This is a genomic window from Sulfuricurvum sp. (genome assembly GCF_028688295.1).
Classification (GTDB): domain Bacteria; phylum Campylobacterota; class Campylobacteria; order Campylobacterales; family Sulfurimonadaceae; genus Sulfuricurvum.
The window spans coordinates 1-13,333 of record NZ_JAQTYM010000025.1 but is presented as its reverse complement, the minus strand read 5'-3'; the positions used below and the strand labels follow the sequence as shown (position 1 = coordinate 13,333).

Annotated in this window: 10 protein-coding genes and 1 pseudogene; 8 read left to right on the top strand and 3 right to left on the bottom strand. The window is 38.7% G+C overall.

The window, feature by feature from the left end; all coding sequences use genetic code 11:
* Positions 1 to 227 (bottom strand): annotated as a pseudogene (locus PHR02_RS06945) (adenylosuccinate lyase); the annotation flags it as partial.
* A gap of 191 nt (positions 228 to 418) precedes the next feature.
* Here PHR02_RS06945 and PHR02_RS06940 point away from each other — a divergent pair.
* Positions 419 to 1,333, top strand: a complete 915-nt coding sequence (locus PHR02_RS06940) for an RluA family pseudouridine synthase (protein WP_299990533.1) — start codon at positions 419 to 421, stop codon at positions 1,331 to 1,333.
* 4 nt (positions 1,334 to 1,337) lie between these two features.
* Positions 1,338 to 2,252: an RluA family pseudouridine synthase gene (locus PHR02_RS06935; RefSeq protein WP_299990531.1), complete on the top strand. Its 915-nt coding sequence runs from the start codon at positions 1,338 to 1,340 to the stop codon at positions 2,250 to 2,252.
* Between the two features lie 288 nt (positions 2,253 to 2,540).
* Here PHR02_RS06935 and PHR02_RS06930 read toward each other — a convergent pair whose 3' ends face one another.
* Together PHR02_RS06930 and ruvC are read right to left on the bottom strand one after the other, a co-directional pair.
* Positions 2,541 to 4,265, bottom strand: a complete 1,725-nt coding sequence (locus PHR02_RS06930; RefSeq protein ID WP_299990530.1) for a lysophospholipid acyltransferase family protein — start codon at positions 4,263 to 4,265, stop codon at positions 2,541 to 2,543.
* Between the two features lie 513 nt (positions 4,266 to 4,778).
* Entirely contained in the window at positions 4,779 to 5,288 is a 510-nt protein-coding gene (gene ruvC, locus PHR02_RS06925) for a crossover junction endodeoxyribonuclease RuvC (protein WP_299990529.1), read from the bottom strand.
* A gap of 106 nt (positions 5,289 to 5,394) precedes the next feature.
* Between ruvC and dnaA the strand changes: the two genes are divergently transcribed.
* From dnaA to PHR02_RS06895, 6 genes are all read left to right on the top strand, one after another.
* On the top strand, positions 5,395 to 6,723 hold the full coding sequence (gene dnaA, locus PHR02_RS06920) for a chromosomal replication initiator protein DnaA (protein WP_299990527.1): 1,329 nt from the start codon (positions 5,395 to 5,397) through the stop codon (positions 6,721 to 6,723).
* 195 nt (positions 6,724 to 6,918) lie between these two features.
* Positions 6,919 to 7,986 carry a DNA polymerase III subunit beta gene (gene dnaN, locus PHR02_RS06915; protein ID WP_299990526.1) on the top strand — a complete coding sequence of 356 codons (1,068 nt, stop codon included), beginning with the start codon at positions 6,919 to 6,921 and terminating at the stop codon, positions 7,984 to 7,986.
* Between the two features lie 178 nt (positions 7,987 to 8,164).
* Entirely contained in the window at positions 8,165 to 10,480 is a 2,316-nt protein-coding gene (gene gyrB, locus PHR02_RS06910; RefSeq protein ID WP_299990524.1) for a DNA topoisomerase (ATP-hydrolyzing) subunit B, read from the top strand.
* 9 nt (positions 10,481 to 10,489) lie between these two features.
* Positions 10,490 to 11,875, top strand: a complete 1,386-nt coding sequence (locus PHR02_RS06905) for an EAL domain-containing protein (RefSeq protein WP_299990523.1) — start codon at positions 10,490 to 10,492, stop codon at positions 11,873 to 11,875.
* 10 nt (positions 11,876 to 11,885) lie between these two features.
* Positions 11,886 to 12,275, top strand: a complete 390-nt coding sequence (queF, locus tag PHR02_RS06900; protein ID WP_299990522.1) for a preQ(1) synthase — start codon at positions 11,886 to 11,888, stop codon at positions 12,273 to 12,275.
* 205 nt (positions 12,276 to 12,480) lie between these two features.
* Complete coding sequence (locus tag PHR02_RS06895) at positions 12,481 to 13,206, top strand: hypothetical protein (protein ID WP_299990520.1); 726 nt, start codon at positions 12,481 to 12,483, stop codon at positions 13,204 to 13,206.
* The last annotated feature ends 127 nt before the right edge of the window (positions 13,207 to 13,333 follow it).

Sequence of the window (13,333 nt, the reverse complement as noted above, 5' to 3'; positions counted from 1 at the left end):
GATGTGGTGAACGCGATCAAATCATGACGCGTGATCGCTTCGATCTCATCAATACGCTCAACACTGAATCCTGCATTCTTAACAATCTTCTCTGCATCCTCATCGGGAATAAGACCCAATTTATTCCAAGCGATAACAACCGCCTTTTCAACATCAAGCCATGCTTGATATTTTGCTTGAATACTCCATTTGGACTTCATCTCTTCTCTGGCGTAACGATCTACCATATCTGCTTCCTTAGTATGCTAAAATGCGCATTATATTTATATTACACATGAAAGCGAATACATCCGCTTTCATGGCAGGGACAAATGTCCCTACAACCCCCTAAAGCTACAAAAAACAAGTTTTTTGAGAATTTAATGGGTTAGATACTTAATTATATAGTCTATCCAACCCTCCCTAAAAAGGAATTAAATTGCCCTTCGTCACCAAACAGCTTCATGCACCGACTCGTCAAAAAGCATTCCGCTTTTTAATGCAAGAGTTAGGGATAACCCAAAGTGAAGCACAACGTTTAATTGCTAAAGGGCGTCTTTCACAAGAGGGTGAAGTGATGGCTAACAATGCGGGGTTTATCGAAGGGTCTTTTGATTTCATCTGTTTTGAACCTTTGACGTTAGGATTAGAGCCTACGTTTATCGAAGAAGAGTTTGCTGTTTATGACAAACCCAGCGGTCTCCTCGTTCATCCTCAAAATAGACACACTCCCTATTCACTCAACGATGAGATCAAACACCGTTTCGGACATGATGCCAATATCACCCATCGGATCGATCAGGAGACAAGCGGTTTGGTTTTGGCGGCACGAAATAAAATAAGTGAGCGTGCTTTGAAGATGATGTTTGAAGAGCGCCAAATTACCAAGAAGTATATTGCTATGGTAAAAGGGCATCTCAAAGAGCCACTCGATATCCAAGAGCCTTTATTGCGTCGCGAAGATGAAAGTTCTATCGTCCGTATGATTGTTCGGGTTCATCCTGAGGGAAAACCCTCCCGTACCTTTATCACTCCTCTGAAGTATTTCCCTGATACTGATACCACCCTCGTCGAGGCTTCACCGTATACGGGACGTCAACATCAGATACGAGTTCATTTGTTCCACGTGGAACATCCCATTGTCGGTGATCCGATTTACGGGCAAGATGCAAATGATGCCGTCCGCTTTTTAGATCGAGAGATGTCCAGCGAAGAACGCTTTTCCAATACAGGTGCATCACGTCTCTTACTTCATGCCCATTCGTTAGAGTTTACCTACAATGAGATTCCTTACCATGTTATCTCCAAAGAAGATTTTGTAGCTCAATGTTTTGATGCGATGAGGGCGAAATAGAGCTATGCCGTTCATCACCAAAAAGCTCCATTCTCCTGTACGTCAAATGGCATTAACCTTTTTAATGGATGAATTAGGAATCACTCGAAGCGAAGGACAACGTCTAATTGCCAGAGGGAGATTAACGCAGAACGGTATCGTTATGGACGATCAATTCGGATTCGTCGAGGGTGATTGTGAGTTCATTTGTTTTGAACCGTTATCCCTCGGATTCAAACCGATGTTTGTCGCTAACGACTTCGTAGTTTATGACAAACCCAGCGGTTTGAGTGTTCATCCCCATAGCCGTCTTTCACCCTACACACTAAACGATGAGATCAAACACGAGTTTGGCGTGGATGCTAACGCGACGCACCGTATCGATCAAGAGACGAGCGGATTGGTTTTAGTTTCTCGAAACAAAAAAAGCGAATCTGTTTTAAAAAAGTTATTCTCTGAACGTGCAATTTCTAAACGCTATCTTGCAATGGTGAGAGGTCATATAGATGAGATAATCGATATTCAAGAACCTCTATTTCGAATCGATCATCCCAATCTCCTCATCAGTATGGTCGTCAAAGTTGACCCCAAAGGGAAACCAGCACATACTATTATCCGACCGCTTCAGTACTTTCCTGAGCACGATATGACTCTCGTAGAGGCATCTCCTTTAACGGGACGCACCCATCAAATTCGGGTACATTTGTTCCACGTGGAACATCCGATTATCGGTGATCCCGTGTATGGACCCAAGGAAGAAGATGTTAATAGGTTCATAAAAAAAGAGTTATCGCCCGAAGATAGAATGAAAATAGGAGGGTCAACGAGACTACTTCTTCACGCACATTCGCTTGAATTTGAGTATGAAAATGAAGTGTATAGGATCGAATCGGAAAAGGATTTTGTCAAAGAGTGTTTTGATGCGATGGGGATTAATTAAGAGTTATGTACTTTTCTCTTTAGCGAGAAAAGTACCAAAAGAGCATACCGTGATCCAAGAACGCTCGTTCCTCTCGGCACTGCTGCCAACGGAGCGGCTCTAGGTATTGGATCACGGAGATATGCTTAACTATTTTCGCTTATGCGAAAATTATATAAATAAAACATTCTGCCCTCACACCATACCAAGAGCAAGGTCGCTCGCCGTAGGGCGAAGCGTACCCCCACTGGTGTGAGGGCGCTTTTCTTTTCGTTCTTTTCTTTTCTAAAAAGAAAAGGACATACACTATTACGCAGCGTTATTGATATATCGCTGTCGTTTAACCTCTTTTATTTTCCGAATATCTACCAAAATATATCCATCAATACAGTTATTAAAATCACTGTCTATCCCGAAATCCATAAACTGTACCCCTCCCTCTTCGCAGAGTTCACTGTATTGTTTATAAAGGGTTGGAACCGATACATCTAATGCTTTTAAATAGTCTTTTAGGACTCTAAAATCCTCAGCATAGTTCTCACCGCTAAATAATACTTTAAACTCATTCTGGACGTATTCAGAGAGCTTATAGGGTGATTTTGCTCTTACCATAGTATGGTCACTACCAAAATAAAGAGTATAAAAATAGACCAATGCCTCTTGTGCATGCTTAGGAAAGCTCCCCGATATGCTCACTGGACCCATCATGTATTTGACTTGCGGATTGTGGCTGAGATAGGCACCAATCCCCTGCCAGAGATAATCGAGTGCACGACTTCCCCAATATTTCGGCTGTACAAAACTACGTCCCAACTCGATCGCATCTTCCAATACAGTATCAAATTGCTCATTCATTTCACACAAATCAGACATATACAAGCCCTCTTTACCCAACCATGATAAAATCCACTCACATTCACCGATACGATACGCTCCAGCGATCTCTAGCGCCTCATCATCCCATAATACGAGATGGTGGTAGTAGCGATCGTATTCGTCGATGTCACGCGCATGACCGCTCCCTTCTCCCACTTTACGAAATGAGTACTCACGTAAACGACCAATTTCATTAATGATATTAGGGGCGTTTTCATGCTCTATAAGATAGATCTCTTTGTTATCGCTCGTCATCCCTAACAATTCACCTTTTCTGAGCTCACTTCTAAGCTCCTGACGCGATACCGGATGAGCGATAGAACATTCGGTTGGATATACACCTTTTTTTCCTTTTGCAATACGTAAAAGGTGTTTACGGAATAATTTTGTATGACGTTTTTCACTGATATTAAAATCGCTCATAGCTTTTTCACTTACCATCTCACCGATCGTAAAATCGAATACTCTATTGCGTGCCGCAAAAATTTCATGGCTGAGAAGCAAACCTCCCAAAGGTTTATAGATCCATGAAGCAGCATAAAAGAGTGGACTGTTTTTTCCTTTAATATGAACCGGAAGAACAGGAGCTGCATTACGTTTGGCAAATTTCAAAAATCCACCTTTCCATCTTCCCTCCTTAATCCCAAATAATCCGGCACGAGAGACTTCACCCGAAGGGAAAAAGATAACGGCTTCTTCAGCTTGCAATGCATTGTCGATTTGTCGCAATGCATGCTTCGAAACTTTGTCATTAAAGTTGTCCACTCCGATCATAAACTCTTTGAGCTGTGTAATCTCACCAAGCATACGATTAGCTACAATTTTTACTTTTTTATCTTGTCGTACCGAACATACCATTTGGATCAAACACAATGCGTCTAAAGCTCCCAGAGGGTGATTAGCCACAATAATCACTTTACCCATTGTAGGAATGTTTTCTATTTGACGATGAATCGTTTTATACGATACATTTAAATACTCTAATACAGCATCGATAAACGCTAACCCATTTTTCTCTTGGTGTATCTCCATAAAACGATTAATCGATTTTTCATGAAGTAGTAATCGGGTAACTCCTACAATTGCTTTATTAATAATTGTAGGGTATCGAAATACTTTCGGGTGTTCTTTGCGTAAAATATATTCTGCACTAACCATCTTATATCCCTTTATTTAAGCTATACACATATTCGTGTATCTTATTATTGAAACATTAGTGGATATCTATTTCAGTGTGATTACGTTTATATTACAAAGGAATTACGGTGCAATAAAAGAAAAAAATTATCAATTGATGTGAATAACTTTTTCTAACAATGTTTTTATTGATTTTTTATTCAAACAAAATTGTCATAATCCCCTAAAATAGGGAGTTTAATAGGAATTAAAGAAAGATGGTTTCAGGGTATATTTATATTAAAAATTTCTGAAATTACAAAGTTTTTACCTTTTTTTTTCTAAAAACTGCTGTGACTTATTCACAGCACGCTCACAGTGTGAATATTACACATTTTTAAAATATTTTGATTTTTTTTTTGGAATTCAGAAATTTTTTAGGAGGATAACAGAGATAAATACTTAAGCCGTTCATCAATCTAAAATTATTAAGGCTCTCTAAGGCTCTTTAGATACACTTCTGTCTTAGCGACCCTCCTGGTGTGTTGGTCGCTTTTACACAATATCATTTTTTTTTCTACTTTTTTGATTGATCTCTAGCTTTACCCTTTGGGCGTGCGTAATCGCTACTGCCATCGCATCGGTAATATCCAATGGCTTTATCTCTTTTGTAATCCCTAATATCTGTTTTACCATAAATGCTACTTGCTCTTTAGCCGCTTTTGCTTTTCCCGTCAATGCTTTTTTAACTTGTAGCGGTGTGTATTCGGCAAACATACCGAACTCTTGTAAGAGTTTGAGAGTAATCGCTCCGCGAAACTGTGCCAGCTTTAATACGGTTTTAGGATTGTGGGCATAAAAAATATCTTCCATCGCCACTTCATTAATCGTATGTGCCTTAAACAATTGCTCAATTGCTTCGGCCACTTGGGGAATTTGGTATTGAAGTTCTTCGGCTTTTATTTTAATAAGCCCTGCTTCGATGAGACGTAATTTTTGTCCCTCTATTGCGATAATCGCATATCCGCAGTTTCTCGTACCCGGATCTATCCCTAAAATATTCATAATTATCCCTATTCACAGGGTGAATGGATTCTATTCACCTCTTCTTTGAGGCTAATTATAGGCAAATATCGCTATTATTCACATCACTATTCACAGGGGTTGAAAAATGAATTCGATCGGTAAACAAGTTATAAATGCACTCAAAGGGGAGATCAATGAAATTGACTATCAGCGCTATATTAAACAACTCACCTATGATGAAAGCGAATCCAAAAGCAATCTCGCTATTTTTCGCGCACCTAATGCACTGATTGCAAACTGGGTACGAACCAAATTTGCCGATAAAATAGCTCACCTTTTTGAAATTAAAACAAATGTAAAACCTACTGTTTCAATTTTACTTAAATCTTCTACGTCCCCAGCCTCCACACAAAATACTACCGTTCCTCAAAATGTGGAACGTCTTGGCGGTTCGTTACTCAATCCCTCTTATACATTCCAAAATTTTGTTGTAGGTGATTCTAATAATTTTGCGTTTATTGCCGCTAAAAATGTAAGTGAAAAACCAGGGATTGTTTATAATCCTCTCTTTATCTACGGCGGTGTCGGTTTGGGGAAAACGCACTTGATGCAATCGGTTGGAAATGTGATGCTCGCTCAGGGTAAAACGGTCATTTACACTTCAGTAGAACAGTTTCTAAATGACTTTACCCGTCACCTCAGTAATCGCACGATGGATCGATTTAAAGACAAATATCGTAAATGTGATTTGCTCCTCATCGACGATATCCAATTTTTGAGTAACAAAAATCAAATTCAAGAAGAGTTTTTCCACACGTTTGATGCCCTGCGTAATGAAAACAAGCAGATCATTATTACCTCCGATAAACCCCCAAAAAAAATCGGTGGACTTGAAGAGCGCCTCAAAAGTCGTTTTGAATCGGGTCTTGTTGCCGATATTCAACCGCCTGAACTTGAAACAAAAATCGAGATTATTAAGAAAAAATGTGAAATAAACCGTGTAAAACTCGATCGTGAAGTAATTAACTACGTTGCAACAATCATCGAAAATAATACACGTGAAATCGAAGGTATTCTCTCCAAACTCAATGCCTACTCTCAACTCATGGGGGTTGATATCACCATCGAATTTGCCCGAAATGTTCTCAAAGAACAAATGGCCGAAAAACGGAGTAACATCACTATCGATCTAATTATGGAAACCGTAGCAAAAGAACTCAATATCAAACCGAGTGAAATTCGTTCCAAAAGCCGTAACAGCAATATCGTCTATGCCCGTCGTATTGCCATCTATCTTTCCCGATCACTCACCCCTAATTCTATGCCTCAGCTTGCACAGTATTTTGGGATGAAAGATCACACCGCCGTCAGTCATACTATGAAAAAAATTCAAGAATTGATGAAAAATGATGAAGATTTCAAAGTTAAAGTAGAAGAGTTGTCGAATAAAGTATCTGTTGCAACCCCTGAATAATATTTTTATGTTTGTAAACCCCTTTTAAAAAAGCTATAATTCGTACACAAGTGAATAGATGTGAATGAAAAAGAAACCATTCATCACATCTAAAACCCAGGAGAGATGGGAGTTAATGGTGTGTTTTCACCCATTCACACCCCCTTATTACTAACTATTACAATTAATGCTTATAAATAATAATAGGAGTCGTTTATGAAAATCACCGTTGATAAGTCGGTTTTAGAAAATATCCTTCTACACCTCCAACCTTTTCTAGAAAAAAAAGATACGTCTCAAATCACTTCTCATATCTTTCTCTCTACCGATGGGAGAACTCTTATTGCTAAAGCTACCGATTATGAAATAGGTCTTAGTATTCAAACCAATTCAATCAGTGTAGAAGAACCAGGTTCATTAACTGCAAATGGTAAAAAACTTTTAGATATTATCCGTATTTTAAAAGATGAAGAAATTGAACTCACTCTCGATAAAGAGACTCTTCACATTCGTCAAAAGCGTTCTAACTTTAAACTACCTACCTACAAAAGTTCGGAATTTCCTTCATTCCCAACAACTGAGGGAAAACCAAATATCGTTATTAACTCTCATGTATTGATTGAGTCACTCAAAAAAATAACCCCTGCAGCAGATACTAATAACCCTAAATTTGAACTCAACGGTGCATTGATTGACATAAAATCCAATCAGATTAATTTTGTTGCTACCGATACACGCCGTCTTGCATTGGTTCACATTGAGAGTCAAAATGATGCAGAACTCTCAATCATTGTCCCTAAAAAAGCAATTATTGAAATTCAAAAACTCTTTACTGACAATATTGAAATTTCTTACGATAATACCCATCTCATTATCAAATCCGAAGATTCACTTTTTTATACAAAACTTATCAACGGTAAATTCCCTGATTACAGCCGTATTATCCCTCGTGAAGCTCAACGGTCAATACTCTTGCCTAAAAGTGCTATAGTGACCGCTATTAAGCAAATTACGACTATCTCCAATGATCTTAAACTTACTTTCCAAAGTGATGCTATTTTATTTGAGAGTTTGAGTGATGACAATATCGAAGCAAAAACTGCGGTAGAGATCGAAAATGGTTTTGAAACACCCTTTATTCTTGCCATCAACAGCCGCTATATTTTGGATTTTTTGTCTCAAGTTAATAGCACTGAATTCACCCTCGAAGCCAATGAATCGAATCAACCGTTTGTTTTAAAAGATCAAAATTTTAAAACGATCGTTATGCCAATCGTTATTTAAATTAAACGCCAAAGGAATTCATCCCTTTGGCTACGCTAACGCTGTGTTTCCTTCGGCAGGAAGCCCGCGTGCAGTAAACCGCACTTATTTCTACTTTCACAAACTTTACATAAAACCTTCTTTTTAGTTTCACTACGGTAAAATAAAGCATTAAACACGCTTAAAAGCTGGAGAAACTATGGAAAATTACGGTGCTAGTAATATTAAAGTCCTAAAAGGTCTCGAAGCCGTTCGAAAACGACCGGGTATGTACATTGGTGACACAGGTCATCGCGGACTTCACCATCTTATCTACGAAGTTGTTGACAACTCTATCGATGAGGCGATGGCAGGACACTGTGATACGATCACGGTAACCTTGACCAAAAACGGTACAGCAATGGTGAGCGATAACGGTCGTGGTATTCCAACGGATATACATCCGGGTGAGGGGATATCAGCGGCTACGGTTGTTTTGACCGTATTGCATGCCGGTGGTAAGTTTGACAAAGATACCTATAAAGTCTCGGGCGGTCTGCACGGGGTAGGGGTTTCGGTTGTTAATGCACTCTCATCCGATTTGAAAATGACCATTTTCCGTGAAGGACAATCGTTTGAACAAAATTTCAAATGCGGTATCCCTCAAGAGCCGTTAGCCGTAACAGGTACTACACGTAAACGTGGAACAACGATCGAGTTTTTTCCGGATCCTTCAATCTTTACTGAAACCATCATTTTTGACTATGATTATTTAGCAAAACGTTTTCGTGAACTTGCTTATCTTAATCCACGTATTACCATCGTTTTCAAAGATGACCGTAATGGTGCCAGTAATACCTATCATTTCGAGGGTGGTATCAGCCAATTTGTTACCGATGTGAATAAAAAAGTAGTTGTTGCTACTCCATTTGCATTCAGTGAAAAAATCGAAGATATCGAGATGGATATCGCGGTGATGTATAACGACAGTTACGACGAAAAAATGTTTACGTTTGTCAATAACATTAACACTCCAAACGGTGGTACTCACGAAGCAGGTTTTCGTGCGGGCTTAACCCGTGTTATCTCCAACTACAACAAACAAAACGGTAATGCCAAAGAGAAAGATATCCCCCTCTCAGGTGAAGATGTCTCTGAAGGTCTTATCTGTGTTGTCTCCGTTCGTGTACCGGAACCTCAGTTTGAGGGTCAAACCAAAGGAAAACTTGGAAATACTTATGTAAGACCGTTGGTGCAAAAAGTCACTTATGAGAAATTGACTAAATATTTCGAAGAGAACCCGATTCAAGCCAAAGCTATCATCCAAAAAGCCCTTATGGCGGCACGCGGACGTGAAGCGGCGAAAAAAGCGCGTGAGCTAACACGACGTAAAGATGCAATGACGGTTGGAACCTTACCGGGTAAACTCGCCGATTGCCAAAGCAAAGATCCTACAATCAGCGAATTGTATCTGGTGGAAGGGGACTCTGCGGGCGGTTCGGCTAAACAAGGACGTGACCGTGTTTTCCAAGCGATTTTGCCGCTTAAAGGTAAAATTCTCAACGTTGAAAAAGCGCGTCTTGATAAAATCCTAAAATCTGAAGAGATCACTAATATGATCACGGCTTTGGGTTGTGGGATCGGTGAAGAGTTTAATGAAGATAAACTTCGTTACCACAAAATCATCATTATGACCGATGCTGACGTCGACGGTAGCCATATCCAAACATTGTTATTGACATTCTTCTTCCGATATCTTCCAAAAATCGTTGAAAACGGCTATCTTTATTTAGCACAGCCTCCGTTGTACCGCTATAAAAAAGGTAAAAAAGAGATCTATTTTAAAGATGATCGCGTTATGAATGCCTTTTTGATTGAAAACGGTATCGAAGCGTTAGAATCAGAAGAGTTAAACGTGGGTGTCAATGATCTCGTCTCATTCTTTAAGATGGTTGACCATTACCGCAGTACCCTCGATGCGTTAGAGCGTCGTTATGCACTCGTTGAATTGATCCGTTATTTCATCGAAAACCCTGATGTTATTGGATTAACTCTTCCTGATATGTATCCAAAAGTTGAAGCATTTTTAAATGCTCAAGGCAATAATATCCTCAGTAAAAGCGTTAACGATGAGGATATGCATTTGTTTGTACAAACCAAAGAGGGGTTGGAAGAGCTACACGTCAATGATGAACTGTTTGCATCTCCTCATTTTGCTGAAGCAAACTATATTTATCAAAAAATCCAAGATTGGAATTTACCTCTAAAGGGTGATTTGCTCGATTTACTGACTCAAATTACCGACTATGCGAAAAAAGGTTCATACATTCAACGCTACAAAGGTCTCGGGGAGATGAATCCTGAACAGCTTTGGGAAACGACAATGACACCGGAAAATCGTGTATTGCTCCGTATTACGGTTGAGGATTCAGAATCTGCAGGTGAATCATTTAACCTCTTTATGGGTGATGATGTTGAACCACGTCGTAACTACATCGAGACGCATGCTAAAGACGTCAAACATTTAGATATTTAATCACGATTCATGACCTATACTGAGCAAAAAGAGAGAGAACACCGTTTTGCATTAGCACTGCGGATGGGGTTGCCGATCTTTTTTCTCAGTACCATTACCCTTTTTGCTCTTTTAACCCGTAACTACACTACTGTCTCTTCTTTAATTATTTTATCCATTGCATTGCTTGGAATAATGGTTTATTTCATTTTTTATTTGATTTATCAAAGTACTCACGAAAATATTACCGATACAATAACTCATACCTTTACTCCTGAGTATTTTTTTCGACTGTTTAAAAAGTCGATTTCCAAAAATACACAAACGGTTTTACTTATCAGTATAGAAAATTTATGGTCGATTAATGAACGATACGGGGTTAAAAACGGCGATAAATCATTGCAAAATACAGTTGTAAAGTTAGATGACTTTTTTCGTGATAAGAAAATTGAAAAACTTCCTCTCTGCCGTTATAAAGGGGGAGATTTTTTAGCTTTTTTACCTGGTGAAAAAGAACAATACATCCCTCTTATTGAGCTTTTGTTAAGCAAATATCAAAATCATATCAATGATGATATAGAAATACGACTCGAAGCCGTGATGCTTGATTCGCGCCTCTCTGATACTATTGAGTTGTTAGTGAGTCGTTTGTATGAGCTTCATCACGATCGAATAAGTTTGGAAAAAGAGGATATTTATTCAATTAATGAACTCGAAGAGGAGATTGCTCAAGCGGTTGAAAAAAGACGTTTTTCCATAGGGTTATGGCCGGTATGCTGTGATGAATATGCAGTATTTGATACCACTGTAAAACTTATTGATTCAGAGGGACGCTTTATCCATCAAAATCGTTATATTCCAGTGTTAAATCGATTGAATAAGATGCGTTATTTTGAGATTGATGTGTTAGAAAAAATAGCCTCTTTATGTGATGAACGAAAACGAAATTTTGTCTTGACGGTTTCTTCTGTTACTTTGCGCAATCCCCATTTTTTTGAGCATGCGCTCACACTGTTTGAACGTTATCCGCTGGCACGTTATAAGATAACCTTGATGTTTGAGGAAAAAGAGTATTGTCATCAGTTAGAGCGATTTGCCTACCAAATTGCAAATTACCGAAAAGCGGGTTATAAAATTGCACTGGATCGTTTAGGTGGACTTCATACTACCCTTTTATATCTCAAAGAGATGGAAATAGACATTGTCCGTTTTGACCCAATGTATGCTCGTCATATTAAAGAATCGGGATATCAAAATATTATTCAGGGACTCAATCTAAGCGCTCATTTATCTGGGACAAAAACATGGATGTCGATGATTGAGGACGAATATACTGATAATCTTGTTCAATCACTCAAAATCAACTACCGTCAGGGAAATTATCTCGGTAGAATTTTAACTTCAGAACAATTGTAAAAGGATAACTATGAAATACGGCGAACAAATTGTTGAAAATTTTGATATTGAAAAAGATTTTGAAATTTGGCCCAATCAGCATGAACGTGATTATGTGATTAAAGTAACACTACCGGAGTTTACATGTCTCTGCCCACGCAGCGGATATCCCGATTTTGCAACCATTTACGTCGAATACACGCCGGACAAGTGGGTTGCTGAACTCAAAGCTATCAAACTGTACATTAATTCGTTCAGAAACCGCCATATTTCGCACGAAAACAGTGCAAATGAGATCTACAGCACCTTCGAGACCAAAATCGCTCCTAAGCGCTTAAAAGTGGTGGCAGATTATTACCCACGTGGCAATGTCCATACGGTTGTTGAGATCGACAGTGAAAAGATGGTGAAAGAGAAATAAATCTTTCGCCAATACCAATAAGTAAGATATCATCTAATAAATATCCAATAAAGACAAAAATTAAATTTTTAGTTTCCCCCCTCCTTTCTTTTCTTCGTTATGATTGTTAATATCTAATAAATTTATGCATATCACATTTTTATATGTAATATAAAAGTAATCTAGTTGACTTATAGTTTCCAATAATCTCTATACAGGAAGAACAATGAAAAAAATGTTTTTACTCATACCTGTGGGTTTGGTTGCTGCGAGTGGTTTCATCTTGTTCAATTCACAAAATAGTGTGGAGCAAAACAGCGATAAAAAGGTAGAAATATCAATAGTGTCTAAAAATTCTGAACAGTTGTTTACACTGAGTCAGGAGTCGTTGAGAGAGATAGTGCGTCACGGTGAGGCTGATTCGATCGCGGTTTTAGAAGAGTCAGTGAGTGAACTAGAGTCAAGACTCCCACGCTATAGACAGCAAGGGCTCAATATTACTAAAGTGAAAACATTGATTTCCCAATACAAAGAAGATACAACAGTTTTAAGTCAAACAGCGCAACCGTTTTTGGAAAAAATCAAAAGGTACGATAGTTATGAAGAGGAGAGAGAAGAACAATTTCTCCTTGCAATCGATCAAATCGGACTGTATGAGCTCAAAACTGCATACAAAAAATTATCCAAAATAAGGGTTGATTATCTCAAAGAACCATCAGCTGGTCTTGCAGAGGAGTACCGTATGAGCGCAAAAACACTTACTCAGACAATTAAAGAGCTTTATTTGGACAGCGCAATCGAAGATCCTCTCTATGCGTATATCAATAATCATAAAGGGTATTTTGAGACACTCTCAGCTTGTTACAACCAAGCGGGAACGCAACGAGTAAATCGAATACGCCAAAATAGCTATGCGATTAAAACGGAGCTTCAAATGCTCCCGACGATTTAAGAGGGTATTGGGTTCTAGGGCTTTATCAGATAAAAATAGTATTAAATGAGATTGTTTACGAAGTTGGTGGACCCTAGCTCTACCGACGAGTCCCTATTGTAGGATATTTATGGCTATGTCTTGAAAA